This is a genomic window from Burkholderia sp. Bp9031, from assembly GCF_003857965.1.
GTDB lineage: Bacteria > Pseudomonadota > Gammaproteobacteria > Burkholderiales > Burkholderiaceae > Burkholderia > Burkholderia ambifaria_A.
In genome coordinates this window covers 97,576-123,410 of record NZ_QTPW01000013.1, presented here as the reverse complement: position 1 = coordinate 123,410, position 25,835 = coordinate 97,576, and the positions used below count along the sequence as shown (strand labels likewise).

General features: G+C 68.8%; 25 protein-coding genes. 11 read left to right on the top strand and 14 right to left on the bottom strand.

Annotation, left to right across the window (positions count from 1 at the left end):
- The first annotated feature begins 218 nt into the window (after positions 1-218).
- From DIE15_RS18835 to DIE15_RS18785, 11 genes are all read left to right on the top strand, one after another.
- Positions 219-782, top strand: a complete 564-nt coding sequence (locus DIE15_RS18835; protein WP_014896488.1) for an RNA polymerase sigma factor — start codon at positions 219-221, stop codon at positions 780-782.
- Positions 779-1,204: a DUF3619 family protein gene (locus tag DIE15_RS18830; protein ID WP_057929224.1), complete on the top strand. Its 426-nt coding sequence runs from the start codon at positions 779-781 to the stop codon at positions 1,202-1,204. Before DIE15_RS18835 ends, DIE15_RS18830 begins: the two co-directional genes overlap by 4 nt.
- Before the next feature lie 26 nt (positions 1,205-1,230).
- Positions 1,231-1,995 (top strand): DUF3106 domain-containing protein, encoded by a 765-nt coding sequence (locus tag DIE15_RS18825; RefSeq protein WP_124834049.1) that lies wholly within the window; start codon positions 1,231-1,233, stop codon positions 1,993-1,995.
- A 6-nt stretch (positions 1,996-2,001) separates the two neighbouring features.
- The gene (locus DIE15_RS18820) at positions 2,002-2,511 is read left to right on the top strand and encodes an RDD family protein (RefSeq protein WP_124834048.1); all 510 of its coding nucleotides are present in this window, start codon (positions 2,002-2,004) and stop codon (positions 2,509-2,511) included.
- A gap of 263 nt (positions 2,512-2,774) precedes the next feature.
- On the top strand, positions 2,775-3,710 hold the full coding sequence (locus DIE15_RS18815; RefSeq protein WP_057929227.1) for a UDP-2,3-diacylglucosamine diphosphatase: 936 nt from the start codon (positions 2,775-2,777) through the stop codon (positions 3,708-3,710).
- A gap of 33 nt (positions 3,711-3,743) precedes the next feature.
- On the top strand, positions 3,744-4,778 hold the full coding sequence (locus DIE15_RS18810; RefSeq protein ID WP_057929228.1) for a glycosyltransferase family 1 protein: 1,035 nt from the start codon (positions 3,744-3,746) through the stop codon (positions 4,776-4,778).
- Complete coding sequence (locus tag DIE15_RS18805) at positions 4,775-5,311, top strand: diacylglycerol kinase (RefSeq protein WP_124834047.1); 537 nt, start codon at positions 4,775-4,777, stop codon at positions 5,309-5,311. Before DIE15_RS18810 ends, DIE15_RS18805 begins: the two co-directional genes overlap by 4 nt.
- A 191-nt stretch (positions 5,312-5,502) precedes the next feature.
- Positions 5,503-6,258: a TetR/AcrR family transcriptional regulator gene (locus DIE15_RS18800; protein ID WP_057929230.1), complete on the top strand. Its 756-nt coding sequence runs from the start codon at positions 5,503-5,505 to the stop codon at positions 6,256-6,258.
- A complete protein-coding gene (locus tag DIE15_RS18795; RefSeq protein ID WP_057929231.1) occupies positions 6,255-6,836 on the top strand; it encodes a TIGR00730 family Rossman fold protein in 582 nt (193 codons plus the stop codon). Before DIE15_RS18800 ends, DIE15_RS18795 begins: the two co-directional genes overlap by 4 nt.
- Positions 6,837-6,858: 22 nt before the next feature.
- Positions 6,859-7,620 (top strand): SDR family oxidoreductase, encoded by a 762-nt coding sequence (locus DIE15_RS18790; RefSeq protein ID WP_057929232.1) that lies wholly within the window; start codon positions 6,859-6,861, stop codon positions 7,618-7,620.
- Between the two features lie 226 nt (positions 7,621-7,846).
- Positions 7,847-9,745 carry a glycosyltransferase family 39 protein gene (locus tag DIE15_RS18785; RefSeq protein ID WP_124834046.1) on the top strand — a complete coding sequence of 633 codons (1,899 nt, stop codon included), beginning with the start codon at positions 7,847-7,849 and terminating at the stop codon, positions 9,743-9,745.
- A gap of 90 nt (positions 9,746-9,835) precedes the next feature.
- Here the strand turns inward: DIE15_RS18785 and DIE15_RS18780 are convergent, their stop codons facing one another.
- The 14 genes from DIE15_RS18780 to DIE15_RS18715 all read right to left on the bottom strand — a co-directional run bounded on the left by DIE15_RS18780 (position 9,836) and on the right by DIE15_RS18715 (position 25,719).
- A complete protein-coding gene (locus DIE15_RS18780) occupies positions 9,836-10,453 on the bottom strand; it encodes a DUF924 family protein (protein ID WP_057929233.1) in 618 nt (205 codons plus the stop codon).
- Positions 10,450-11,181, bottom strand: a complete 732-nt coding sequence (locus DIE15_RS18775; RefSeq protein WP_057929234.1) for an alanyl-tRNA editing protein — start codon at positions 11,179-11,181, stop codon at positions 10,450-10,452. Before DIE15_RS18775 ends, DIE15_RS18780 begins: the two co-directional genes overlap by 4 nt.
- Positions 11,182-11,284: 103 nt before the next feature.
- The gene (locus DIE15_RS18770) at positions 11,285-11,695 is read right to left on the bottom strand and encodes a group II truncated hemoglobin (RefSeq protein WP_057929235.1); all 411 of its coding nucleotides are present in this window, start codon (positions 11,693-11,695) and stop codon (positions 11,285-11,287) included.
- A 41-nt stretch (positions 11,696-11,736) separates the two neighbouring features.
- On the bottom strand, positions 11,737-14,241 hold the full coding sequence (locus tag DIE15_RS18765; RefSeq protein ID WP_124834071.1) for an ABC transporter permease: 2,505 nt from the start codon (positions 14,239-14,241) through the stop codon (positions 11,737-11,739).
- Positions 14,242-14,348: 107 nt separating this feature from the next.
- The gene (locus DIE15_RS18760) at positions 14,349-14,966 is read right to left on the bottom strand and encodes a DUF4126 domain-containing protein (protein WP_057929256.1); all 618 of its coding nucleotides are present in this window, start codon (positions 14,964-14,966) and stop codon (positions 14,349-14,351) included.
- A 222-nt stretch (positions 14,967-15,188) separates the two neighbouring features.
- Positions 15,189-15,509: a quaternary ammonium compound efflux SMR transporter SugE gene (sugE, locus tag DIE15_RS18755; protein ID WP_057929236.1), complete on the bottom strand. Its 321-nt coding sequence runs from the start codon at positions 15,507-15,509 to the stop codon at positions 15,189-15,191.
- 172 nt (positions 15,510-15,681) lie between these two features.
- Entirely contained in the window at positions 15,682-15,966 is a 285-nt protein-coding gene (locus DIE15_RS18750; RefSeq protein ID WP_057929257.1) for a DUF333 domain-containing protein, read from the bottom strand.
- A 150-nt stretch (positions 15,967-16,116) separates the two neighbouring features.
- Positions 16,117-16,815, bottom strand: a complete 699-nt coding sequence (gene kdpE / locus DIE15_RS18745; RefSeq protein ID WP_057929237.1) for a two-component system response regulator KdpE — start codon at positions 16,813-16,815, stop codon at positions 16,117-16,119.
- Complete coding sequence (locus tag DIE15_RS18740; RefSeq protein ID WP_124834045.1) at positions 16,808-19,651, bottom strand: sensor histidine kinase KdpD; 2,844 nt, start codon at positions 19,649-19,651, stop codon at positions 16,808-16,810. The genes kdpE and DIE15_RS18740 overlap by 8 nt, the downstream gene beginning before the upstream one ends.
- 145 nt (positions 19,652-19,796) lie before the next feature.
- Positions 19,797-20,378, bottom strand: coding sequence for a potassium-transporting ATPase subunit KdpC (kdpC, locus tag DIE15_RS18735; protein ID WP_124834044.1), 582 nt, complete (start codon positions 20,376-20,378; stop codon positions 19,797-19,799).
- A 24-nt stretch (positions 20,379-20,402) separates the two neighbouring features.
- On the bottom strand, positions 20,403-22,487 hold the full coding sequence (kdpB, locus tag DIE15_RS18730) for a potassium-transporting ATPase subunit KdpB (protein WP_124834043.1): 2,085 nt from the start codon (positions 22,485-22,487) through the stop codon (positions 20,403-20,405).
- Positions 22,488-22,541: 54 nt separating this feature from the next.
- Positions 22,542-24,347, bottom strand: a complete 1,806-nt coding sequence (gene kdpA, locus DIE15_RS18725) for a potassium-transporting ATPase subunit KdpA (RefSeq protein ID WP_124834042.1) — start codon at positions 24,345-24,347, stop codon at positions 22,542-22,544.
- Positions 24,344-24,436, bottom strand: coding sequence for a K(+)-transporting ATPase subunit F (gene kdpF / locus DIE15_RS18720; protein ID WP_006752209.1), 93 nt, complete (start codon positions 24,434-24,436; stop codon positions 24,344-24,346). The genes kdpA and kdpF overlap by 4 nt, the downstream gene beginning before the upstream one ends.
- A 308-nt stretch (positions 24,437-24,744) precedes the next feature.
- Positions 24,745-25,719, bottom strand: a complete 975-nt coding sequence (locus DIE15_RS18715) for a quinone oxidoreductase (RefSeq protein WP_057929242.1) — start codon at positions 25,717-25,719, stop codon at positions 24,745-24,747.
- Positions 25,720-25,835: the final 116 nt, after the last annotated feature.

The window sequence follows — 25,835 nt, the reverse complement described above, 5'->3', positions numbered from 1 at the left end:
TGCGAATCGTTGACGATAGCGGGTCATGGTTGGGTCGTCAAGCAAAATATCCCGCAGCGCATCATGGCCCCCGCCCCGCGGCCCGCGGACGCGGTTCGCGCGCAACGTCCCGCGCCCTCACCGGTGCCAAGTCACGCGAAAATTTGTTAGCATCCGCGGGTTTTACGAAATTTTTCGACCTTTCACACGCCGCAGTCCGCAGCGCATACCTTTACGGAATGGCATCAGACAAGGAACTCGCCGACTTTCTGGCGGGCGTCGAAAGGCGCGCGTTCAAGCAGGCTGCGTACGCCGTGCGTGACGACGATGCGTCGCTCGACATCGTGCAGGACGCGATGATCAAGCTGGCGGAGAAATACGGCGACCGGCCGGCGGCCGAGCTGCCGCTGCTGTTCCAGCGGATCCTGCAGAACGCGATCCACGACTGGTTCCGCCGGCAGAAGGTCCGCAATACCTGGGTCACGCTCTTCTCGTCGCTCAACAACACGGACGACGACGACTTCGATCCGCTGGAAACGCTCGAATCCGCGGACGACAATGCAGGGGTCGAGAGCACCGAGCACCGCCTCGAGCGGGAGCAGGTTCTGGCCCTGATCGACGAGGAAATCCAGAAACTTCCGACGCGTCAACGGGAAGCGTTCCTGATGCGTTATTGGGAAGATATGGATGTCGCCGAGACTGCCGCCGCAATGGGGTGCTCCGAAGGCAGCGTCAAGACGCACTGCTCGCGAGCCACCCACACCCTGGCGCAAGCGCTCAAGGCCAAAGGAATCACGCTATGAGCTCCGCTCCCGTAAATCGAGAACACGAATTCGCGCTGAAGGTCCGCCGCGCGCTGGACGAACGTGCCGCGGCGCTGCCTGCCGCGACCACCGATCGCCTGGCCGTCGCGCGCCGGGCCGCGCTCGCGCGCAAAAAGCCTGAAGCCGCGACCGCGCCGGTGTTCGTGCCCGCCTTCGCCGGCGCAGCCGGCACATACGGCACGCCGCCCGCGAGCCGCCCGCAGTCATCGCTCGCGCGCCGCCTGCTGCGCGCCTGGCCGCTCGCGCTGCTGCTCGCGGGGCTCGTCGGCATCGCCTACTGGGAAGACATGCAGCGCACCGCCGAACTCGCCGACATCGACGCGGCGATGCTCAGCGACGACCTGCCGCTCAACGCGTATCTCGATCACGGGTTCAACGCGTATCTTTCGCACGCACGCTAACAGACAATAACGAGGGGATCGCACGGGTGAGTCAGAAACGGGGCCTGGCCGTATTTTTCGGATGCGTGATCGCGATCGCCGTTTCCTACGTCGCCACCTATTCCCGATTCAACCCGCCGCCCGCGACGGTCTCCGCCGCGGCCAGCAGCGCGCCCGCGCCGACCTCGGCCGCCACCGGGCTGACCACCGAACTCGCGCCGCTGCCCCTGCCGCTGCCGGCCGCCAACGGCCCGCTGTCGTGGGCGCGGCTCACGCCCGCGCAACACGCGGCGCTCGCGCCGTTCGCCGACCAGTGGGACGGCTTCAGCGACGCTCGCAAACGCAAATGGCTGAAAATCGCATCGCGTTTCGCGAAATTGACGCCTGATGAGCAGAAGCACCTGCAGGACCGGATGTCCGAATGGGCGCGGATGACGCCCGAGCAGCGCCGCGTCGCGCGCGAGAATTACCAGAGCGCGAAGGAACTGTCCGCGCAGGCGCGCGAGCGTGCGTGGAAGGCTTACCAGCAGTTGCCCGAAGAACAGAAGCAACGCCTCGCCGCGACCGAGCGCCGCCGCCGGCCGAGCGTCGTCAGCGCGCCGCCGACCGTCGCCGACCGTGACGTGCGCCGTCTCGTCAATTCGCACGAGCATCCGGCGAGCAACCCTGCTCCGGCATCGGTACCCGCATCGGCCGGTGCCGGCGCGCCACCCGTCGCGTCGTCCACGTCCGGCACCGCGCCCGCAACCGCACCGGCTGTCGTCACGCCCGTGTCGCCGGCCGACGCGCCGTCGATGTTCAAGGGTTCCTGAGCGGCCGTGGCGAGCGCCCCCGCACCCGAGGCTCCGGCCGTCACCGCGCCGTCCGTGCGGCGGCGCCTCGCGGCGCTGCTGTACGAAGCCGTGCTGCTGTTCGGCGTCGTGTTCTTCGCGGGCCTCGCGTTCAGCCTCGCGACGCAGCAGCGCAACGGTCTCGTTCATCACAACCTCCTCGCCGCCTGGATCGCGCTCGTCGTCGGCGCGTACTTCGTCTGGTTCTGGACCCACGGCGGCCAGACGCTGCCGATGAAGACCTGGCGGCTGCGGCTCGAGTCGTCGAGCGGCCGGCCGCTGAACGCCGCGCATGCACTCGTCCGCTATGCGCTCGGCTGGCTGTGGTTCCTGCCGCCGCTCGCGCTGCATCCGCTGCTCGGCCTGTCGGTGCCCGTCACGCTCGCGCTCGCCGGCGCTTGGATCGCCGCGTGGGCCGGCGCCGCCCGCCTGCACGCCGGTCGCCAGTTCCCGCACGATCGCCTCGCGCGCACGCGCGTCGTCGCGATTCCGCGCTGACGCGCCGCGCGGTCCGCACGACCGCGGCCGGCTCCCCCGCCTGCGCGCATCCGCCAGACGAAACCCGTCGAAAACGCCTGCACGACCGCCCCGCGCGGCTTTCCCTATAGCGGCAGGCCGGTCGGTTCGGCACGTTACACAACGCCACCGCATTCACTGCTAAACACGCCGCAACGACAGTAATAAGAACGTCTCGTGACTGTCACGGCATGGTCACGCCCGCATGGCGCAATGCCGGTAATGTCAACCGGCGCGAGTCATGCATGGGCCAGAAAACGTCCGCGACCTCCCTGTTCCGTCAACCGCTCGGCGCACGCGCCGTCACCGCCTTCCCGTCCGGCTCGGCTGCAACCGATGCCCTTTCGTCGCACGAGCCGACGGCCGCGCACGCTACGCATGGCGACCCCGAACCGTCCACGCATCGCTACCGCACGATCTGGCTGTCCGACATCCATCTCGGCTCCAGCGGCTGCCAGGCGCCGTACCTGCTCGACTTCCTGCGCCACAACGATTCGGAGTACCTGTACCTCGTCGGCGACATCATCGACGGCTGGCAGCTGAAGAAGGGCTGGTACTGGCCGCAGGCGCACAACGACGTCGTCCAGAAGATCCTGCGCAAGGCGCGCAAGGGCACGCAGGTGGTCTACATCCCCGGCAACCACGACGAAGGCGCGCGGCAATTCTGCGACCTCGCGTTCGGCGACATCCAGGTGCGCGGCGAGGCGTTTCACACGACGCTCGCGGGCAAACGTTTGTGGATCGTGCACGGCGACCTGTTCGACGGCGTGATCCAGCACGCGAAATGGCTCGCGTATCTCGGCGACACGCTCTACACGCTGATCCTCGTGCTGAACCGCTGGTTCAACCGGATCCGCAGCCGGCTCGGCTTCCAGTACTGGTCGCTGTCGCAGTACCTGAAGCACCAGGTGAAGAACGCGGTGAACTTCATCTCGCAGTTCGAGACCGTGATGACCGACGAAGCGCGCCGCCGCGGCTGCGACGGCGTCGTGTGCGGGCACATCCACAAGGCGGAGATCCGCGACATCGACGGCGTGCTGTACTGCAACGACGGCGACTGGGTCGAGAGCCTGTCCGCGCTCGTCGAAACGATGGAAGGCGAACTGAAGATCGTCTACTGGACGGCGATGCGCACCGCGCCGTCCGCCGCCCCGTCGCGCAAGGCCAAGGCCACCGCCTGACACAACAACCCCACTTACAGGACACATGCCGCGATGAAGATCATGATCGTCACCGATGCGTGGGAACCGCAGGTCAACGGCGTCGTGCGAACGCTGAAGAGCACTTCCCGCGAACTCACCGCGCTCGGCCACCGGGTCGAAATGCTGACGCCGCTGGAATTCCGCACGGTGCCCTGCCCGACCTATCCCGAGATTCGCCTGTCGATCCTGCCGTACCGCAAGCTGCGCGCCCGCATCGATGCGTTCGGACCCGACGCGCTGCACATCGCAACCGAAGGCCCGCTCGGCCTCGCCGCGCGACGCTATGCACGCGCGCGCAAGCTGCCGTACACGACCGCATATCACACGCGCTTTCCGGAATACGTGCAGGCGCGCTTCGGCATCCCGCTGTCGGCGACCTACAAGTTCCTGCACTGGTTCCACGGGCCGTCGCTCGCGGTGATGGCGCCGACTCCGGTCGTGAAGCAGGATCTCGAAAAGTTCGGCTTCACGAACGTCGTGCTGTGGACGCGCGGCGTCGATCTCGACATCTTCCGGCCGATGGAGTCGAAGGTGCTCAATACCGCACGGCCGATCTTCCTGTACGTGGGCCGCGTCGCGATCGAGAAGAACGTCGAGGCGTTCCTGCGTCTCGACCTGCCCGGCTCGAAGTGGGTCGCAGGCGAAGGCCCGGCGCTCGCCGAGCTGAAATCGCGCTATCCGGAAGCGAACTATCTCGGCGTACTGTCGCAAGCCGAGCTCGCCAAGGTGTATGCTGCGGCCGACGTGTTCGTGTTCCCGAGTCGCACCGACACGTTCGGCCTCGTGCTGCTGGAGGCGCTCGCGTGCGGCACGCCGGTCGCCGCGTACCCCGTGACGGGCCCGATCGACGTGCTCGCGGGGGGCGATGCCGGCGCGATGCACGAAGACCTGCAGGAAGCCTGCCTCGAGGCGCTGAAGATCGAACGCGAGACTGCCCGCGCGTGGGCCGAGCGCTTCTCGTGGCGCGCGGCATCCGAGCAGTTCGCGTCGCATCTGAAGCCGCTGCCGAAGACCGCGTACTCGCCCGCCGAAGGTGCCGCCGTTTGAAACGAGACCTGAACGACAAGACCCCGCCCCCTGCCGCGACCGCGCAACTGCATCGTCCGTTCGACGAAGAAGAGCCGCACGCCGACGCGGACGTGCACACGCACGAGCCGTTCGGCCCCGACGATCGTCTGGCACCGCTGCCGCCGAACCCGTACAAGCGCCACCGGGGCATCACGCGCGCGTGGTACGCGCTCAAGCATTCGCTGAACGGGTTTCGCGTCGCGATCCGCGAGGAGAGCGCGTTTCGCCAGGAACTCACGCTCGCCGCGCTGATGCTGCCGATCGCTGCGTTCTCACCGGTCCCGACCGCATCGCGCGCGCTGCTGATCGCGTCGGTGCTGCTCGTGCTGATCGTCGAGCTGCTGAACTCGAGCCTCGAGGCCGCGATCGACCGCATCTCGCTCGAGCGCCACGAACTGTCGAAGCGCGCGAAGGACCTCGGCAGCGCGGCGGTCACGGTCGCGCTGTTCGCATGCGTGACGACGTGGGGCTTCGTGCTCGGCCCGGTCGTCGCGCGCTGGCTCGGCTTCTAGCGCGCCCTCGGCATCGCCGGCGTGCGGCGGTGCACCATGCGCGGAACGCATCGCGATCACGAAATGCGCCCGTTGTAAGGAAACAGCGGTTTATAATCGGCCGCTAGACTTAGAACAGCAACCCGCGCCGGACGAATCTCGCAGCATCGATTGCAGCGCCCGCCAGTCCGGCACACACAGGGCCGGACGACATGGAAGCGAAACCTCCCCGCCGCACGCGCGAACGGATTCTCGAGTTGTCGTTGAAACTCTTCAACGAGATCGGCGAGCCGAACGTCACGACCACGACGATCGCCGAGGAAATGGAAATTAGTCCAGGCAACCTGTACTACCATTTCCGCAACAAGGACGACATCATCAACAGCATCTTCGCGCAGTTCGAGCAGCAGATCGAACGGCGGTTGCGCTTCCCCGAAGATCACCGTCCGACGATCGACGAGACCTGGTCGTACCTGCAGTACATGGCCGACTTCATGTGGACCTACCGGTTCCTGTATCGCGACCTCAACGACCTGCTCGCGCGCAACCGCACGCTCGAGACGCACTTCAAGCAGATCATCAGCCACAAGGTGCGCTTCGCGCACGACATGTGCGAACTGCTCGTGTCCGACGCCGAAATGGTCGCGACGCCCGCCGAGATCGAAGTCATCGCCACCAACATGGCCGTGATCTCGACGTACTGGCTGTCGTATCAGTACGTGATGCATCCGCGCAAGTACAACGACCAGGACGCGATCCGCGAAGAGCTGCATCAGGTGAGCATGCACGTGATCTCGGTGATGGCCCCGTACCTGCGCGGCCGTTCGCGCCAGCTGTTCGACGATCTCGTCTCCGGCAAGCTGCCCAAGCGCGAGTTCACCGACTACCTGCCGCCGCGCGACGGTTCGCCGCGCCCCGCGGGCAGTCCGGTCGCCGCCAGGCCCGCGGCGAAGGATACGAAGCAATGAAGGCAGTCTGTGTTTATTGCGGGTCGTCGTCCGGCGTGCGGCCCGTCTATGCGGACGCCGCGCGCGCATTCGGCCGCGCACTCGTCGATGCGGGCTTGACACTCGTCTACGGCGGCGGCCGTGTCGGCCTGATGGGCGTGATCGCCGATGAAGTGATGGCGGCCGGCGGCCGTGCGGTCGGCGTGATCCCCGAACTGCTGGTCGACAAGGAAGTCGGTCATACCGGGCTGTCCGAGCTGCATGTCGTGCCCGACATGCACCACCGCAAGAAGATGATGGCCGACCTCGCCGACGCGTTCGTCGCGATGCCCGGCGGTGCCGGCACGCTCGAGGAACTGTTCGAGGTCTATACGTGGGCGCAGCTCGGCTATCACCGCAAGCCCGTCGCGCTGTACAACATCGATTCGTTCTACGATCCGCTGATCGCGCTGCTGCGCCATACGGTCGACGAAGGCTTCATGCGTCCGGCCTACTTCGACGCGCTGTGCATCGACTCCGAACCGGTCGCGCTGATCGAGCAGCTGCGCCGCTACCAGCCGCCCGCCCTCGACAAGTGGGCGCCCGACGCCGCCAAGTAACGCTCATCGGGAGCCCCGCGCGATGCCCGCACCGTCCGATCGCAAGGCCGTCCTCATCACCGGCGCGAGCCGCGGCATCGGCCGCGCGACCGCCGTGCTCGCCGCCGAGCGCGGCTGGGACGTCGGCATCAACTACGCGCGCGACGCGGCGGCAGCCGAACTGACCGCGCAAGCCGTTCGCGACGCCGGCGCACGCGCGTGCGTCGTCGCCGGCGACGTCGCGGACGAAGCGGACGTCATCGCGATGTTCGACGCCGTCACGGCGACGTTCGGCCGCCTCGACGCGCTCGTCAACAATGCGGGGATCGTCGCGCCGTCGATGCCGCTTGCCGACATGACGGTCGACCGACTGCGGCGGATGTTCGACACCAACGTGCTCGGCGCCTACCTGTGCGCGCGCGAAGCCGCGCGCCGGCTGTCCACCGATCGCGGCGGGCGCGGCGGCGCGATCGTCAACGTGTCGTCGATCGCGTCCCGGCTCGGTTCGCCGAACGAATATGTCGACTACGCGGGCTCGAAGGGCGCGGTCGATTCGCTGACGATCGGCCTCGCGAAGGAACTCGGCCCGCACGGCGTGCGCGTCAATGCGGTACGCCCCGGCCTGATCGAAACCGAGATCCATGCGAGCGGCGGCCAGCCCGGCCGCGCGGCGCGCCTCGGCGCGCAGTCCCCGCTCGGCCGCGCGGGCGAAGCGCAGGAGATCGCCGAAGCGATCGTCTGGCTGCTCGGCGATGCGGCGTCCTACACGACGGGCGCCCTGCTCGACGTCGGCGGCGGCCGATAACCACCCTCGACGGCGCCGACATGCGCCGACTGAAACATTCCGCAGTCACGGCACGACAAATCTCCACAATATCGCGACAGTTTCAGTAAACATCCGTAACAATTCCATGCTCTACTAGCGCCAAGCCAAAACAGCCGGTCATCCGACTGTCATTTCGCCTTGATGCGCCCCTTATTGGTCCCGGCCCATGTCGCCGGACCGGCTTGACCCGACCGAGATCTTTTCCATGCCAGGAGCAGCAGCACCCGGCCGGCGACGCACGTCCTCCGTGCCCGCTTCGGCTACGCACGCCCGATCAGCCGCCGATCCCGACCTCAGCGCGACGCTGAATGCCGCCGGCACGCCTGCCGTGGCCGGTGCCCCCGCGACGAATGCCGCCCGTGATCGCGTCCTGCGCCTCGGCTGGCGCGTATGGCTGCTGGTCGCCGCGCTGGTCTGCGCGTATACGCTGCCAGGCGTGCTCGGCCACGATCCGTGGAAGCAGGACGAAACCTATACGTTCGGCATCATCCAGCACATGCTCGATACGGGCGACTTCGTCGTGCCGACCAACGCCGGCCTGCCCTTCATGGAAAAGCCGCCGCTCTACGCGTGGGTCGCGACGAGTCTTGCGTGGCTGCTGCAGCGCGTGATGCCGCTGCACGACGCCGCGCGGCTCGCGAGCGCACTGTTCGCCGCGCTTGCGTTCGGCTTCATCGCACGCGCGGCACGCAGTGCCAGCCGGGCCGACGGCTGGCTCGACCTGCGCGTGATCGGCCCCGTCGTGCTGAGCGCAGGCACGCTGGTCGTCATCAAGCACGTGCACGACATGATGACGGACGTCGCGCTGTTCGCCGGCACCGCGATGGGCTTCTGCGGACTGCTCGAGCTCGTGATGCAGCACGTCGCGCGCGCACGGCAGATGCGCCACGGGCTGCCGGTGCAGCCGTCAGGCCGCTGGGCCGCGCCGATCTTCGGCGCGGGCGTCGGCATCGCGCTGATGACGAAGGGGCTGTTCGTGCCGCTCGTGTTCGCGGCCACGCTCATGGGCGCGCTGGTGCTCTACCCCGCCTGCCGTACGCGCGCGTTCGCACGCTCGCTCGGTGTCGCCGCGCTCGTGTTCGCGCCGTTCGCGCTCATCTGGCCGACCGCGCTGTTCCTGCGCTCCGAGACCCTGTTCATGACGTGGTTCTGGGACAACAACGTCGGCCGCTTCTTCGGCTTCTCGGTACCGGAGCTCGGCGCGGAAAACGACAAGCCGTTCTTCATCCTGCGTGCGTTCCTGCTCATCGGCTTCCCGGTCGCGCCGCTCGCGATCGCCGCGCTGGCGCGCGGCGCATGGCGCGAGTGGCGTACGCCGCGCATCGCGCTGCCCGTGCTGTTCGCCAGCATCGGCCTCGCGGTGCTGCTAGTGTCCGCGACCTCGCGCCAGCTCTACATCCTGCCGTTCTTCGCGCCGCTCGCGCTGGTCGCCGCGCAGGCGATCGAACGCCTGCCGCGCGGGCTGCATCTCGCGTGGGATTACCTGAGCCGGCTGCTGTTCGGTATCGTCGTCGCGCTCGCGTGGGTGATCTGGGCGGTGATGGCCGATCCGGGCGCATCGCGTGCAAGCCTCGCGCCGCTCGGCCGCTGGCTGCCGCTCGACTGGACGATGCCGATCGTGCCCGGGTTGGTGATCGGCGCGCTGGTGCTGACGCTCGGCTGGCTGTGGCTGCTGCCGAAGCTGCGCACGACCGGCCTGTGGCGCGGCGTGCTGTCGTGGGGCGCAGGCGCGCTGGTCGCGTGGGGCCTCGTGTACACGCTGCTGCTGCCGTGGCTCGACGTCGCCAAGAGCTACCGGTCGGTGTTCGACGACCTGAACGCGCACCTGGCGCTCGAGTGGAGCGACGGCGACTGCATGGCGAGCCTGCATGGGCTCGGCGAATCGGAAGCGCCGATGCTGTACTACTTCTCCGGAATCCAGCACACGCCGATCGACGACGCGAAGACGACGCGCTGCACGTGGATGATCGTCCAGGGCGTGCGGGCCGTCGATCCGGCGCCCGGCAGCGAATGGAAACTGTTCTGGACCGGCGCGCGCCCGGGCGACGACGAGGAACTGCTGCGCGTCTACGTGCTCACGCCCGAAAAACACGAAGCGCGGTGACGCAAGGCGGCGCCGCGCAACGGCGCCGTCGTCATCTCCGGCACGCAGCGCGAGCGCGGCTTCATGGCCGCCACCCCGCCGCCCCGCACGTCAGAACGACGAACCGGGCTCGCGCAGGAATACCTTCTCTTCGTCGGTCGACGCGCGGCCGAGAATCGCGTTCCGGTGCGGGAACCGACCGAAGCGCTCGACCACGGCTGCATGACGCAATGCGAAGTGGTGATAGCTCTCGCACCCGGCCTCGCCGCGAATGCCCGCGCACAGCCGCACGGCCTCGCGCTGGCTCTCGTCCGACTCGTCATGTTCGAACGGCAGGTACGCAAACGCGCGGTGATGGCCGCTCGGCAGTTGCGCGTCCCACCCGGCCGCGACAACGCGCCGCGCGAGCGCCAATGCCTTCGGATCGGCAGCGAATGCGCGCGGCGTGCCGCGATGAATGTTGCGCGAGAACTGGTCGAGGACCACGATCAACGCGAGTGCGCCGAGCGGCGTGCCGGCCCACCGATCGCAGACGCCGTCGCACGCGGCGTCGAGCAACGCGCCGTAGCGCGTGCGCAGCACGTCGTCGAACGTCGCGCCGCCGTTGAACCATACCTTGCGCGTGTGACCGAACGCCGCCGAATCCGGCTCGCCGAACCAGAAATCGAGAATCTCGCGCGCTTGCGGATCGAGCGCCGCGGGGCTGTCCGCCAGGTTGTCGATCGTCATGCAAACTCCAGTACGAGGCGCCGTGTCCGCGCGCTCTTCTTTTCAAGTCTGGCGACCCGCAGGTTGCCGATTTCCGACGTATTGCGCACATGCGTGCCGCCGCACGGCTGCAGATCGACGCCGGCGATGCGCAGCAGCCGCACGCGGCCCAGCCCCATCGGAGGCTTCACGCTCATCGTGCGCACGAGCTCCGGCCGCTCGACCATCTCCGCATCGGTGATCCATTCGGTCGTGACCGCGTGCGCGCCGTGGACCAGCCCCGCGAGACGGCGCTCGACGTCGACGCGGTCGATCGCGTCCGACGTCGCGAAATCGAGCCGTACGTAGTCGGCCGTCACGCTGCAGCCGTCGACCGGGTACGGCAGCACCGCGCACATCAGGTGCGCGGCCGTATGCAGCCGCATGTGCCGGTAGCGGCGCAGCCAGTCGATGTCCGCGACCACGCGCGTGCCGGGCGCGAGCGACGCGATGCGCGCCTCCTGGCCCGCCGCGGGCACGTGCACGGCGTCGTCCGGCGTTGCGCCGTCGAACTTCGCCTTGCGCGTGTCGGCAATCGCGATCGTGCTGCCGTCGGACAGCGTCAGCGTGCCGCTGTCGCCGGCCTGCCCGCCGCCGAGCGGATAGAACACGGTGCGGTCGAGCCGGATGCCGTCATCACCGACGGCTGCAACGACGGCCTCGCATTGCGTCAGATAGGCATCTTCACGAAACAGCGCCTCGGTCGTCATCGGGCGAACCTCGTAGCGATGGGGAAACGGTCAGTGTCGTGCCGCGCCGGACAGGCGGCCAGACGCAGATCGCCCGGCGGCCGGACGGCGGCGTACCGGTCGATCAACCGGGCCGGTTGCGCATCCAGTCGGCCGTGTCGTAGAAGGAATGCATGAGCCGCTCGCGCAGCGGCTCGGGCAACCCGATGTCCTCCATCGCCCACGCCATGCAGCGCAGCCATTGGTCGCGCTCGACCGACGCGATCGGGAACGGCAGGTGCCGTGCGCGCAGCCGCGGATGGCCGAACCGGCTGATGTAGTGGTCGGGGCCGCCGAGCCAGCCGCACAGGAACCAGAACAACTTGTCGCGCGAGCCGTCGAGCGACGCCGGATGCAGCGCGCGAATCTCCGCGAACTCGGGCTCGAGATCCATCAGGTCGTAGAAACGGTCCACCATTTCGCGCACGCGGGCTTCGCCGCCCACGAGCTCGAACGCCGTCGGCTGCGACGGCGCATCATCATTCACATCGGTCATACGGATAATCGGAAACGGGATATTGGGGCCGCCGGCAACGCTCATGCGTCGCGCAGCGACTGCAGCGCGGGGCGCCGCAACACATTATGCAGGCTCAGCCAGCCGGCCGCACCGGCGCACGCGACACCAGCCGCGATGCCGGCCGGCACGAGCCACGGATCGACGGCGAGCTGGAAGTCGAACACGCGCGACGCAAGCACCCAGCCGACCACGATCGCGCCCGCCGACGCGAGCGCGCCGGCCAGCGCGCCGACGACGATGAATTCGGCGCGCTGCACCGCGCTCACCTGCGCGCGCGACGCGCCGAGCGCGCGCAGCAGCGCGGCCTCGCGCACGCGCTCGTCGCGCGAGCCGGCAAGCGCCGTGTACAGCACGAGCACGCCGGCCGCGAGCGTGAACGCAAACAGGAACTGCACCGCGCCGACCACCTGCAGCATCATCCGCTGCAGTTGCGCGAGGATCGGCGCGACGTCGATCGCGGTCAGGTTCGGGTAGCGCGCGATCAGCGGATCGAGCAGCGCCGCCTGCTCGGCCGGCAGGTGGAAGCTCGTCAGGTACACGGCCGGAAAATCCTTCAGCACGGGCGGCGGCATCAGCACGAAGAAGTTGACGCGGAACGAGCCCCAGTCGAGCTTGCGCACGCTGGTGATCGGCGCGTCGACCGTCAGCCCCGTCACGTCGAAGCGCAGCGTGTCGCCCGGCTTCACGTTCAGCGTCTTCGCAAGCCCTGCCTCGATCGAGATCTGCGGCCTGGCCGAATGGCCGAACCAGTCACCCGCGACGATCCGGTTGTCGGACGGCAGCTCGGTCGTATACGACAGGTTGAACTCGCGGTCGACGAGCCGGCGCGCCTCGTCCGACGGATACGCGTCCGGGTTCACCGGCTTGCCGTTGATCGCGACGAGACGGCCGCGCACCATCGGCGCCGGCACGGCGTCGCGCACGCCGTGCGCGGCGAGCCACGTGGCGACGTCGGCGCGCTGGTCGGGCTGGATGTCGATCAGGAACTGATTCGGCGCATCGGGCGGCATCGACTGCCGCCAGCCGGCGACGAGGTCGTTGCGCGTGATCGCGATCAGCAGCAGGCACATCAGGCCCAGCGCGAGCGCGGTGATCTGCAGCGCGCTCGCCGTGCCGCGCCGGTGCAGCGACGCGAGCGCGTAGCGCCAGCCGATGCCCGCCGCCACGCGCGCATTGCGCACCGCGCGCGCCGCCGCGTACAGCACGGCCCGCGCGATCAGCGAAAAACCGACCAACGCGCCTGCGAACCCGCCCGCGACGATCAGCCCGAGCTTCAGGTTGCCCGCCGCGACGATCAGCAGCCCCGCGAACAGCACGACGCCGATCGCATACGCGGCCCACGCGGTGCGCGACGCGTCGCCCCAGTCGCGCCGCAGCACGCGCACCGGCGGCACGCGCGTGAGCGGCGCGAGCGGCGGCAGCGCGAAGCCGAGCAGCAGCACGAGCGCGGCGCCGATGCCGACGAGTGCGGGCCAGAGTGTCGGCGGCGGCAACACGACGTCGATCAGGCTGCCGAGCGCAGTCAGGAGCGCCCAGTGGCCGCCGTAGCCAAGCACCGCCCCCGCTACGCCCGAGACGATGCCGATGCCGGCGAATTCGAGCGCGAACAGCGCGCCGAGCGTGCGGCGGCTCACGCCCAGGCAGCGCATCGTCGCGCAGCCGTCGAGATGGCGCCGCATGTAGCGCTGCGCGGCCATCGCGATCGCGACCGCCGCGAGCAGCGCGGTCAGGAGCGCGACGAGCGTCAGGAAATGGCGCGCGCGATCGAGCGTCTGGCGCACCTGCGGCTGGCCCTCCTGCAGCGATTCGAGACCGACGCCGCGCAGCTTGCCGCCGTCGACGCGGCCGTGCGCGTAAGCCTCGAAGCGCGCGACGGCCGGCGTGTCGCCGGCGACCAGCAGCCGGTACGTGACGCGGCTGCCGTAGCCGGTGAGCCCGGTCGCGGCGAGTTCGTCCGCGCGCATCATCAGCCGCGGCGAGAAATTGACGAACGAGAAACCGCGATCGAGTTCGCGGGAGATGGACGCGGCGACCGTGAACGTGCGCAGCCCGACGCGCACGGTGTCGCCCGCCTTCAGATGCAACGCATCGAGCAGCGCCGGATCGGCCCACACGGTGCCGGGCGCGGGAATCGCGCTCGCCTTGTGCGCGGCGATCGCGCCGGCCGGCACGATCTCGACCGCGCCGCGCAATGGATATCCGGGCGACACGGCCTTCACGGCCGCGAGGCGCGAGGGCGCCGCATCGCTCGCCTGGCCGCCTGCGGCCGACGCGATCATGCTCGGGAAGATCGCGGTCGTCGCGGTGCGCAGCCCGAGTGTGTGCGCCTCGCGATCGAACGACGGATCGACGGGATGATCGGCACGCACGACGAAATCGGCGCCAAGCATCTGGCGCGCGTCGCGCTCGAGCCCCTGGCGCAGCCGGTCGGCGAGAAAACCGACGCTCGTCAGCGCCGCGACCGCGAGCACCAACGCCAGCACGAGCAGCGTCAGTTCGCCGGCACGCCAGTCGCGCGCGGTCATCCGCGCGGCCTGGTGGATCAGGTCGCGCCAGCCGAAGCGGCCGGCATGGCCGGGCCGCCCGGCCGGCGACGGGTCAGCGTGCTGCCGCTCGGCGGGTGACGGCGCCTTCAATCGCGCTTGCCCCCGATCGAGTTGAGCCGCGTCACCATGTGGTTCGCCATCCCGCGGAACCCGCCGGACACGCCGCGCCACAGACGCGGCAGCGCCCAGGCCGACGCCGCGATGAACGCCGCGAGCAGCACCAGGAATGCGAGCGGAACGAAGAATGCGAGCGCGAGGCCGCCGAACACGAGCCCGTCCTCGGTGGACGATGCGACCCAGTTGGAGATGGGTTCCGGGGACAGGTTGATCAGCGCGCGCGTGCCGGCCTTCGCGATGTGCGCGGCACCGGCAAGCGAACCACCGGCGAGCCCGGCGACCGCGAGCACGGTCGGGTCGGCATGGCCGAGCGCACCGGCGGCCAGCACCGCGCCGGCCGGAATGCGGATGAAGGTATGCACGGCGTCCCACAGCGAATCGAACGCGGGAATCTTGTCGGCAAGGAATTCGGTGACGGCAAGCACGGCGGCGGCACCGATGACCCACGGCGACGTCAAAACCGCGAGCGTATCAGGCAGATGGAGCCAGCCGACCCGCGCAAGCACGCCGGCGATCAGCACCGTCAGATAAAGGCGCAGCCCGCTCGCCCACGCGAGCCCCGCGCCGAGCGAAATGGCTTCGATCATGGCCCTCTCCTTGCACTTTCCGTGCGCTTTGCCGATTGATCGGATCGAGTCGGTATGACCGGCCGCGCGGCGCGTGGCGACCGGCGCCGCCTGCCGCGAACGGCGCAACGGCATTCAGGCCCGAATGCGTTCCATTATAGACAGGCTATCAGGAGGGCCGGCGCAATTCCGCAGTGCGTCACGGCCGGGCGCGGGCGCCGGCCGGCGCCCGGCGGGTCGGCTTCAGGCAGCCGACGACAGTTTCAGGCCGATCAGCCCAAGCACGATCAGCGACGCGCTCGCGACGCGGGCGACGGTCAGCGCCTCGCCCATCATCACGATCCCGAACACGAACGCGCCGACTGCGCCGATGCCCGTCCACACCGCATACGCGGTGCCGAGCGGCAACTGGCGCATCGCGACCGCGAGCAGCCCGAAGCTGGCGAGCGCCGTCACGATCGTAAACACCGACGGTCCGAGTTTCGTGAAACCCTCGGACGATTTCATGCCGGCCGCCCAGGCCACTTCCAGCAAACCGGCGATCAATAACAATACCCACGCCATCTCGACGTACTCCGTATCGGATGGGGCCGTCCCCGTTGAAGCGAATGACCCAAGGTCGTCCCCGGGTGGCGCCGAGTATAACAAGACGCTTACAGGCATGCCGGCCGGGGCGGCCTGGGGCAAACGGAGCGCCGGGCCGGAGCACGGCCCGGGCACGCCCGCTCCGCCGCGCTCAGTTCGACACGCGCTTGGCGCCGACACCGCCGACGCAGCGGTCGTCGCGGTACAGCGCCCATTCTTCGCACACGCGGCCGTCCTTGAACACGCACATCCCGACCTGCCCGCTCGACAGGTCGCGGATCACGTGGCGACCGCCGAGCTTCTCGCAATTGACCGACGCGGGATTGGCGAGCGCCGTTTGCGGCGCCGAAGGCTGCTGACCAGGCGGCAGCGGCTGCGCGAACGCGCCGGGCGCAGCAAGCGCCAGCGCACCGATGACGACCAGGCGGACGGACATTGCACGCTCCTCGGTTTCGTTCATGGAACGGTCAGCATAGCGGGGAATGCGGGGCCGGTGTGCGCGGCCGGCGCATGCGGCGCCAATGTCGCGTCGATGCAACTTCACCGGCGTGCGGCCTTGCATTCCGGCCGCATCGCGCGGCTGGCATCACGCCGCGCCGACGAGCCGGTAGCCGACGCCCGTTTCGGTGACGATGTGCTCGGGCTGCGCGGGATCGCGCTCGAGCTTCTGGCGCAGGTGCGCCATGTAGATGCGCAGGTAATGATGGCTCTCGACATGCGACGGGCCCCACACGTCGCGCAGCAGCTGGCGATGCGTGAGCACGCGTCCCGCGTGCCGCACGAGCGTCGCGAGCAGCCGGTACTCGAGCGGCGTCAGGTGCACGATCTCGCCGTCGCGCCACACCTGGCGCAGCGCGAGATCGACGGTCACGCTGCCGAAGCCGACCTTCGGCGATTCGTTCGCGCCGCCCTGGTTGCGCCGGCGCAGTTGCGCGCGGATCCGCGCGCGCAGCTCGGACACGCCGAACGGCTTGGTCAGGTAGTCGTCGGCGCCCGCGTCGAGCGCGGCGACCTTCTCCTCTTCCTGCGTGCGCGCGGACAGCACGATCACCGGCACCTCGGACCAGCCGCGCAGTTCGCGGATCACGTCGAGGCCGTCGGTATCGGGCAAGCCGAGGTCGACGATCACGAGATCGGGCTTGCGGGTCGCCGCATCGATCAGCCCCTGCTTGCCCGTCTCCGCCTCGAACACGGCGATGTCCTCCTCTTCGAGCGCGGCGCGCACGAAACGGCGGATCTGTTTTTCGTCCTCGATCAGGACGACGGTCAGGCTCGGTTCACTCATGGTCTGGCAATGGCTCGGAGGGGGACGATGCGCCGGGTACGTCGGTTTCGTCATCGGGTACGGCAGGCACGGCCGGCGGCGTGTCGACCGGCAGCGTGAACCAGAAGCGCGCACCCGTTACGCGGCCGTCGGCCGCCGTGCGGTTGAGCGCGCCGATTCTACCGCCGTGCGCCTCGACGATCGCGCGGCAGATCGCGAGGCCGAGCCCGATGCCCGGCGTCGCCGATTCCTTCTCGCCACGCGTGAACTTGTCGAAGATCCGCGTTTCCATCCCGGCCGGCAAGCCCGGGCCGTGATCGTCGACATGCACGCGCACGAACGGCCTGCCGTCGTCGGTCACGCGTTCGGCGCCGATGTCGATCGACGTGTCGGCCGGCGTGTACTTCGCCGCATTCTCGAACAGGTTGGTGAAGAGCCGCTCCATCAGCACCGCGTCCATCTGCAACAGCGGCAGGTCGGCCGGCAGCGCGACGCGCGCGGGATGACGCGCAAGCACGCGCTTGCATGCGGCAAGCGCCGCGCCGACGGTTTCCTCGAGCAGCGACCACTGGCGCTTGAGCTGCAGGCTGCCGGCCTGCAGCCGCGCCATGTCGAGCAGGTTCGTGACGATGCCCGTCATCCGCAGCGCCTCGTCGTGGATCGCGTCGACGAGCTCGCCCTCGCGCTGCGCGGAACGTTCGGCCGCCGCGGCGTCACCGCGTTGCGCAGCCGCACGCCCGTTCGCGAGCATCGACGAGAAGCCGACGATCGTCGTGAGCGGCGTGCGCAGGTCGTGCGAGATCGCCGACAGCAGCGAGTTGCGCAGCCGTTCGGACTCCATGTTGACGAGCGCGTCGCGCGCGATCTCGACGTAGTGCACGCGTTCGAGCGCGAGCGCGATCTGCGCGGCGAACGCATCGAGCATGCGCAGTTGCTCGGGCACCTCGAGCTCGCGCGGATCGCGCGACGCCACCGCGAGCACGCCGCGCGTGCGCATCGGCGCCTTCAGCGGCAGGTACAGCGCGGCGGTCGCGGGCAGCGTGTCGGTGCCGCGGCCGGCCGGTTTCTGCTGGTCGTACACCCACTGGCCGACGTCACGGTCGAGGTCGGCGCCCGTCAGCGTGACGGCCGCGTCGGGCTCTTCGATCTTCTGCCGCACCTGGTCCGCGCTGTCGGGCAGCAGGAACGCGACGCGCGCGCGAAACACCTCGCTCACGTGGCGGCTGCCGATCTCGACGATCTGCTCGGTCGTCAGCGCCGCACCGAGCTCGCGCGCCATCGCATAGATCGCGCCGGTGCGGCGCTCGCGGCGCTGCGCGATGCTCGCCTGGCGCGTGAGCGTCGACGTCAGGTGGCTGATCACGAGCGACGTGAGCAGCATCCCGAAGAAGGTCAGCAGGTACTGCGTGTCGCTCACCGAGAACGACATGCGCGGCGGCACGAAGAAGTAATCGAACGCGGCGACCGACAGGAACGACTGCAGCACGCCCGGGCCGCGCCCGAGCCGCACGGCCGAGAACACGACGCCGAGCAGGTACAGCATCACGAGGTTCGTGAGGTCGAGCCGCTCGGACACGATGCTCGCGACCCCGGTGATCGCCGCGCAGATCGCGGCCGCATACAGGTAGTGACGCGGCGGCGAACGCCGCATGCCGAATTGCGCGAACGCGTCGCGCCAGTCGCGTGCGCGCGCGTCGAGCGGCGCCGCGCGCACTTCGTCGCTCGCCGACGCGCGAATCAGCATCAGGTCGACGTCGCCCGCGCGTTCGGCGAGCTTTTCGCCGAACGGTCGCGCGAAGCGGCGCGCGAGCCCCGTCTTCGGCGAACCGCCCGCAACCAGCTTCGACACGTTGCGCACCTTTGCATAACCGATCAGCGCGGCGACCGCGTCGTCGCCGGCGAGCGTGGCCGTCTCCGCGCCGAGCTCGGCCGCGAGCTTCAGCGCATCGAGCGTGCGCTGCCGCCGCGCGTCGGGCAGCCGCTGCAGCCGCGGTGTCTCGACGTACACGGCGATCCAGTCGGCCTTCACGCTCGCGGCAAGCCGCGCGGCCGCGCGCACCAGCGTCGGCGCCTCGGGGCCGGGCCCGACGCACACGAGCAGCCGTTCGCGCGCCTGCCAGATGCGCTGGATCGAGCGGTCGGCCCGGTACTCGCGCATCTGCGCGTCGACGCGGTCGGCCGTGCGCCGCAGCGCCAGTTCGCGCAGCGCGATCAGGTTGCCCTTGCGGAAGAAGTTGCGCACCGCGCGCTCCGCCTGCTGCGCGAGATACACCTTGCCGTCGCGCATCCGCTCGAGCAGTTCCTCGGCCGGCAGGTCGACCAGCGTGACCTCGTCGGCCGCGTCGAACACGCGGTCGGGCACGGTCTCCCACACGCGGATGCCGGTGATCGCACCAACCACGTCGTTCAGGCTTTCCAGATGCTGGACGTTGACGGTGGTGTACACCTCGATGCCCGCGTCGAGCAGTTCGTAGACGTCCTGCCAGCGCTTCAGGTGACGCGCGCCCTGCACGTTCGAATGCGCGAGTTCGTCGACGAGGATCAGCTGCGGCGCGCGCGCGAGCGCGCCGTCGAGATCGAATTCGGCAAGCGTGCGGCCGCGATGCTCGATGCGCGCGAGCGGCAGCACGTCGAGGCCGTCGAGCAGCGCGGCGGTTTCGCCGCGGCCGTGGGTCTCCACGATGCCGACGACAACGTCGATGCCATCCTGCAGGCGCTGGCGCGCGGCCTGCAGCATCGCGTAGGTCTTGCCGACGCCGGCTGATGCGCCGAAGAAGATCTTGAGCTGGCCGCGCCGCTGCTTTTCTTCGTCGCGCTGCAGCTTGTCGAGGAGTTGGTCGGGATCGGGGCGGTTCATGCGTGACGAAGGCGAAGCGCCGGGTTGCGCGCGAGTACAGGCATTGTTGTTCCAAATCGCCGCAAAAGGCAAAGACGGCGCATGCGCCGCCGGAAAAGTCGGACCCGGCGCGCCGCAAGCCGCGCCGGAGTGTCCGGATTCGCGTTCAGTGCGTGGCCTGTGCCGCGTCGAGCGCAAGGTTCAGCTTCAGCACGTTCACGCGCGGCTCGCCGAGCACGCCGAACTGGCGGCCCGCCGTGTTCGCGGCGACGAGCAGCGCGACCGCGTCGGCCGTCAGGTTGCGCGCCTTCGCGACACGCTCGACCTGATACGCGGCGGCGGCCGGCGTGATCTCCGGATCGAGGCCGCTCGCCGACGCCGTCACGAGGTCGACCGGCACGGCCTTCGACAGGTCGGTGCCCGCGTCGCGCAGCGCGGCGATGCGCGCCTTCACCTGATCGGCGAGCGACGGATTCAGCGGGCCGAGGTTCGAGCCGCCGGAGCCGCTCGCGTTGTACGGCATCGGCGACGTGGCCGACAACCGGCCCCAGAAGTACTTTGGCGCATCGAACGGCTGGCTGATCAGCGCGGAGCCGATCGCACGGCCGTCCTTCTGGATCAGGCTGCCGTTCGCCTGCGACGGGAACACGGCCTGGCCGAACACGGTCGTCACGGCCGGGTAAGCGAGCCCCGTCACGACGGTCAGTACGACAAAGATCACGACGAGCGGGCGAATCAAGGTTTTCATGATGGTTCCTTCAGGTGCGGCGCATCAGGCCCAGCCGAGCGCGGCGAGCGTCATGTCGATCAGCTTGATGAACGGGAACGGCAGCAGCATGCCGCCGAGGCCATACACCAGCAGGTTGCGGCGCAAGAGCGACGCGGCGCCGAGCGGCCGGTAGGTGACGCCCTTCAGCGCGAGCGGGATCAGCGCGACGATGATCAGCGCGTTGAAGATCACCGCCGACAGGATCGCGGATGCCGGCGAGCTCAGGTGCATGATGTCGAGCACGCGCAGCTGCGGGTACGTCGTCACGAACGCGGCCGGAATGATCGCGAAATACTTCGCGATGTCGTTCGCGATCGAGAACGTCGTCAGCGAACCGCGCGTCATCAGCATCTGCTTGCCGATCTCGACGATCTCGATCAGCTTGGTCGGGTTCGAGTCGAGGTCGACCATGTTGCCGGCTTCCTTCGCGGCCTGCGTGCCGGTGTTCATCGCCACCGCCACGTCGGCCTGCGCGAGCGCCGGCGCGTCGTTGGTGCCGTCGCCCGTCATCGCGACGAGGCGCCCCGCCGCCTGGTGCTCGCGGATCGTCGCGAGCTTGGTTTCCGGCGTCGCTTCCGCGAGGAAGTCGTCGACGCCGGCCTCCGCCGCGATCGCCGCGGCCGTCAGCCGGTTGTCGCCCGTCACCATCACGGTCTTGATGCCCATCCTGCGCAACTCGGCGAAGCGCTCCTTGATGCCGCCCTTCACGATGTCCTTCAGCTCGATCACGCCCAGCACGCGCGCCACGCCGTCATGCAGATCGGCCACGACGAGCGGCGTACTGCCGCGGCGCGCGACGTCGTCGACCGCCCGGCGCACTTCTTCCGGAAAGCGGCTGCCGTGCGTCTCGACGTAGCGGCGGATCGCATCGGCCGCGCCCTTGCGGATTTCTCGGCCGGGAAGATCGACGCCGCTCATCCGCGTCTGCGCGGAAAAGCCGAGGAACGTCGCATGCAGTTGCGCCATGTCGCGCTGGCGGATGTTGAAGCGCTCCTTGGCCAGCACGACGATGCTGCGCCCTTCCGGCGTTTCGTCGGCGAGCGACGACAGCTGCGCGGCGTCGGCCAGCGCTTCCTCGGTCACGCCCGGCGCGGGCACAAACATCGACGCCTGGCGATTGCCGAGCGTGATCGTGCCGGTCTTGTCGAGCAGCAGCACGTCGACGTCGCCGGCCGCCTCCACCGCGCGGCCCGACGTCGCGATCACGTTCGCCTGCATCATCCGGCTCATCCCCGCGACGCCGATCGCGGACAAGAGCCCGCCGATCGTTGTCGGGATCAGGCACACCAGCAGCGCGACGAGCGCGGTGATCGTCACCACGTCGCCGGCCTTCATTGTTTCGACGGAGAACATCGAAAACGGCAGCAGCGTCGCGGTTGCCAGCAGCATCACGATCGTCAGCGCGACGAGCAGGATCGTCAGCGCGACCTCGTTCGGCGTCTTCTTGCGCTTCGCGCCTTCGACCATCGCGATCATCCGGTCGAGGAACGCCTCGCCGGGATTCGCCGTCACCTTCACGACGATCCAGTCCGACAGCACGCGCGTGCCGCCCGTCACCGACGAGAAGTCGCCGCCCGACTCGCGGATCACCGGCGCGGATTCGCCGGTGATCGCCGATTCGTCGACCGATGCGACACCGTCGACGACTTCACCGTCGGCCGGGATCACGTCGCCGGCCTCGACCAGCACGACGTCGCCACGGCGCAGGTCGGACGCGGTCGTGATGCGGATCGGCGACTTCGGGTGCGGCTCGTTCAGCTTCTTCGCCATCACGTCCTTCTTCGCGCTGCGCAGCGACGCGGCCTGCGCCTTCGAACGCCCTTCGGCAAGCGCCTCGGCGAAGTTCGCGAACAGCACGGTGAACCACAGCCACAGCGCGATCGCGAGGATGAAGCCCGCGGGCGCCTCGGCCTGGCCGGCGAGCGCCGCGATCCACAGGATCGTGGTCAGGATGCTGCCGACGTACACGCAGAACATCACCGGGTTGCGGAACTGCGTGCGCGGCGTGAGTTTCTTGAACGAGTCCACGATCGCCGGACGCAGCAGCGCCGGATCGAACATGGACCGTGTTGCGGAATGTTGAGTCATTGCGATCTCTTCAATCTCTTCAGTCTTTTCAAGGTGTCGTCATGCGCTCGCGCATCACGCGCCCAGCCACATCATCAGATGCTCGACGCCCGGGCCGAGCGCGAGCGCCGGCACATAGGTCAGCGCGCCCACCAGCAGCACGGTGCCGAGCAGCAGCACGACGAACAGCGGACCGTGTGTCGGCAGCGTGCCGCTCGTCACCGCGATGCGCTTCTTCGCGGCCAGCGAGCCGGCGATCGCCAGCACCGGCACGATCGTGCCGAAGCGGCCGAACCACATCGCGACCGCGGTCATCCAGTTGTAGAACGGCGTGCCGACCGTCAGGCCCGCGAACGCGCTGCCGTTGTTGTTCGCAGCCGAGCTGAACGCGTACAGGATTTCCGAGAAGCCGTGCGGGCCCGGATTCGCGATGCCGGCCTTGCCCGCGTCCGCCAGCACCGCGATCGACGTGCCGAGCAGCACGAGCAGCGGCGTGAGCAGCACGACGATCGACACCATCTTCATCTCGTACGACTCGATCTTCTTGCCGACGTATTCGGGCGTGCGGCCGATCATCAGGCCGGCGACGAACACCGCGAGCAGCGCGAACACGAGCATCCCGTAGAGGCCGGAACCGACGCCGCCGTAGATCACCTCGCCGAGTTGCATCAGCAGCATCGGCACGAGGCCGCCGAGCGGGGTCAGCGAATCGTGCATCGTGTCGACCGCGCCGCACGACGCGGCCGTGGTCGCGACCGTGAAGATGCCGGTCTGCGCGATGCCGAAGCGCGTTTCCTTGCCTTCCATGTTGCCGCCCGGCTGCAGCGCGCTCGTCGACTGGTCGACGTGAAGCGCTGCGAGCGTCGGGTTGCCGGCCTGCTCGGCGCTCACCTCGACGCCGATCGCCACGGCGAACGCGACCGTCATCGCCGCGAGCACCGCGATCCCCTGCCGGCGATCGCCGATCACGCGGCCGAACACGAGACACAGCGCGGCCGGGATGATCAGGATCGAGAAGACCTGGATGAAGTTCGTGAACGGCGTCGGGTTCTCGAACGGATGCGCGGAGTTCGCGTTGAAGAAGCCGCCGCCGTTGGTGCCGAGCATCTTGATCGCTTCCTGCGACGCGACCGGGCCCATCGCGAGCGTCTGCTTCACGAGCGGGGTCGGCACCGTGACCGGATTGCCCTTGTCGTCCTTCACCGGACTGCCCTGCGCGTCGAGCTTCGGCGCCGCATAGGTGCTCGCCTGCAGCACCGGCACGTCCTGGTACGCCTTCATGTTCTGGATCACGCCCTGGCTCATCAGCAGCGCGGCGATGATCATCGACATCGGCACGAGCACGTACAGCGTCACGCGCGTGAGGTCGACCCAGAAGTTGCCGATCGTCTGCGCGGTGTGGCGCGCAAAGCCGCGGATCAGCGCGATCACGACGACGATGCCGGTCGCCGCCGACAGGAAGTTCTGCACGGTCAGGCCGAGCATCTGCGTCAGGTAGCTGACGGTCTGCTCGGGCGTGTAGTCCTGCCAGTTCGTGTTGGTGACGAAGCTGACAGCCGTGTTGAACGCGCCGTCGACCGTCATCGCGCCGAACTGCTGCGGGTTGCCGGGCAGGGCGCCCTGCAGGCGCAACAGGCCGTATAGGAACAGCGCGCCGAGCGCGTTGAACGCGATCGTCGCGACCGCGTATTGCTTCCAGTTCATTTCGGTGCCGGCATCGACGCCGGCGATGCGGTACAGCACGCGCTCGAGCGGCCCGAGCACGCGCACGACGCGCGAGCTGCCGTCCATCACGGCGGACAGGTAGCGCGCGACCGGCACGGCCGCCGCGAGCAGCACGACGATGAACAGCAGCGTCTGCAACAGGTTGTTCGCGTTCATTCGATGTCCTCCGCGCGCAGCAGCGCAAAGACGAGATACGCGAACAGCAGGGCCGTCGAGGCGCCCGCCAGCCAAAGCATCCAGGTCATGCTCGCCCCCCGCGACCGTATTGCGCGAGCTTCTCGCAACCGGCAAGCAAACCGAGGATCAGCGCTGTGAACAGCACCAGTGCGCCGATGAAAACCCCATCCATTTTTGTGTTCTCCGTCGTCGAAATCGGACGACTAGAACCTTATGGGAACGCGCGTAAAGGACGGATCAAAGGTAACCGGGCGGATATAAAAAACGCGTAAACGCGCGCGGCGGGGAATGGCGGGCGGGACAAGAGAGAGGACGGGCGGCGGCCAGCGCCGCCGCGAGGGTGCGTGCCGGCGTGGTGCCGGCACGCAGGGATGCGTCAGGGAACGAGGATCGTCGAGCCGGTCGTCTTGCGCGACTCGAGGTCGGCATGCGCGCGGCCGACTTCCGCGAGCGGATAACGCTGGTTGATGCTCGTCTTCACCTTGCCTGACAGGATCACGTCGAACAGCTCGGCGGCCGCGGCTTCGAGATCGGCGCGCTTCGCGATGTACGAGAACAGCGTCGGGCGCGTAAAGAACAGCGAGCCGCGCGACGAGAACTCCTTCGAATCGATCGCCGGCAGCGGGCCCGACGCATTGCCGAAGCTGACGAAGTAGCCAAGCGGCGCGAGGCAGTCGAGCGAACCGATGTAGGTATCTTTGCCGATCGAATCGTAGACGACCGGCACGCCCGCGCCGTTCGTGATCTCCTTCACGCGCTGCGTGAAGTTCTCGCGCGTATAGACGATCGGATGATCGCAGCCGTGCGCCTGCGCGAGCGCGGCCTTTTCGTCGGAACCGACCGTCCCGATCACGGTGGCGCCGAGCGCCTTCGCCCACTGGCACACGAGCAGGCCGACACCGCCGGCCGCCGCGTGGATCAGGATCGTGTCGCCGGCCTTCACCGGATACGTGCGGCGCAGCAGGTAGTGCGCGGTCAGCCCTTGCAGCATCACCGATGCCGCGTCGTCGTAGCTGATCCCGTCAGGCAGCTTCACGAGCCGCTCGGCCGGCATCACGCGCTCCTGCGCGTAGGCGCCCGGCGGCTGCCCGACATACGCGACGCGATCGCCCACCTTGAGCGCGGTCACGCCGTCGCCGACGGCCGTCACCTCGCCGGCGGCCTCCATCCCGAGGCCGCCGGGCAGCGGCTGCGGATAGAGACCCGTGCGGAAGTACACGTCGATGTAGTTGAGCCCGACCGCGTGTTGCCGGATCCGGACTTCGCCCGCCTTCGGCGCGCCGACCTCCACATCGACCCACTTCATCACGTCCGGGCCGCCCGGCTGGTCGTATCGGATTGCTTTCGGCATCGTTTTGCTCCTCGTTTGTCTGGAATCTGGAAATCCGGCCCGGCGAATGTATCGACGTCGCGCCGGCGGCAATGCGGGCGAACGCGGGTCGTAGCGGACGATTCTCGCGCGTCGTG

Excerpts from the sequence above, each read along its gene's own strand:
- sugE (WP_057929236.1), bottom strand. The coding sequence starts at position 15,509 with ATGGCGTGGGTATTGTTATTGATCGCCGGTTTGCTGGAAGTGGCCTGG.
- DIE15_RS18815 (WP_057929227.1), top strand. The coding sequence starts at position 2,775 with ATGGGCCAGAAAACGTCCGCGACCTCCCTGTTCCGTCAACCGCTCGGC.
- DIE15_RS18760 (WP_057929256.1), bottom strand. The coding sequence starts at position 14,966 with ATGATCGAAGCCATTTCGCTCGGCGCGGGGCTCGCGTGGGCGAGCGGG.
- DIE15_RS18790 (WP_057929232.1), top strand. The coding sequence starts at position 6,859 with ATGCCCGCACCGTCCGATCGCAAGGCCGTCCTCATCACCGGCGCGAGC.
- DIE15_RS18765 (WP_124834071.1), bottom strand. The coding sequence starts at position 14,241 with ATGACCGCGCGCGACTGGCGTGCCGGCGAACTGACGCTGCTCGTGCTG.
- DIE15_RS18780 (WP_057929233.1), bottom strand. The coding sequence starts at position 10,453 with ATGACGATCGACAACCTGGCGGACAGCCCCGCGGCGCTCGATCCGCAA.
- DIE15_RS18795 (WP_057929231.1), top strand. The coding sequence starts at position 6,255 with ATGAAGGCAGTCTGTGTTTATTGCGGGTCGTCGTCCGGCGTGCGGCCC.
- kdpA (WP_124834042.1), bottom strand. The coding sequence starts at position 24,347 with ATGAACGCGAACAACCTGTTGCAGACGCTGCTGTTCATCGTCGTGCTG.
- DIE15_RS18770 (WP_057929235.1), bottom strand. The coding sequence starts at position 11,695 with ATGACCGATGTGAATGATGATGCGCCGTCGCAGCCGACGGCGTTCGAG.
- DIE15_RS18785 (WP_124834046.1), top strand. The coding sequence starts at position 7,847 with ATGCCAGGAGCAGCAGCACCCGGCCGGCGACGCACGTCCTCCGTGCCC.
- kdpC (WP_124834044.1), bottom strand. The coding sequence starts at position 20,378 with ATGAAAACCTTGATTCGCCCGCTCGTCGTGATCTTTGTCGTACTGACC.
- DIE15_RS18715 (WP_057929242.1), bottom strand. The coding sequence starts at position 25,719 with ATGCCGAAAGCAATCCGATACGACCAGCCGGGCGGCCCGGACGTGATG.
- DIE15_RS18835 (WP_014896488.1), top strand. The coding sequence starts at position 219 with ATGGCATCAGACAAGGAACTCGCCGACTTTCTGGCGGGCGTCGAAAGG.
- DIE15_RS18750 (WP_057929257.1), bottom strand. The coding sequence starts at position 15,966 with ATGTCCGTCCGCCTGGTCGTCATCGGTGCGCTGGCGCTTGCTGCGCCC.
- kdpF (WP_006752209.1), bottom strand. The coding sequence starts at position 24,436 with ATGACCTGGATGCTTTGGCTGGCGGGCGCCTCGACGGCCCTGCTGTTC.
- DIE15_RS18830 (WP_057929224.1), top strand. The coding sequence starts at position 779 with ATGAGCTCCGCTCCCGTAAATCGAGAACACGAATTCGCGCTGAAGGTC.
- kdpB (WP_124834043.1), bottom strand. The coding sequence starts at position 22,487 with ATGACTCAACATTCCGCAACACGGTCCATGTTCGATCCGGCGCTGCTG.
- DIE15_RS18800 (WP_057929230.1), top strand. The coding sequence starts at position 5,503 with ATGGAAGCGAAACCTCCCCGCCGCACGCGCGAACGGATTCTCGAGTTG.
- DIE15_RS18740 (WP_124834045.1), bottom strand. The coding sequence starts at position 19,651 with ATGAACCGCCCCGATCCCGACCAACTCCTCGACAAGCTGCAGCGCGAC.
- DIE15_RS18810 (WP_057929228.1), top strand. The coding sequence starts at position 3,744 with ATGAAGATCATGATCGTCACCGATGCGTGGGAACCGCAGGTCAACGGC.
- DIE15_RS18775 (WP_057929234.1), bottom strand. The coding sequence starts at position 11,181 with ATGACGACCGAGGCGCTGTTTCGTGAAGATGCCTATCTGACGCAATGC.
- kdpE (WP_057929237.1), bottom strand. The coding sequence starts at position 16,815 with ATGAGTGAACCGAGCCTGACCGTCGTCCTGATCGAGGACGAAAAACAG.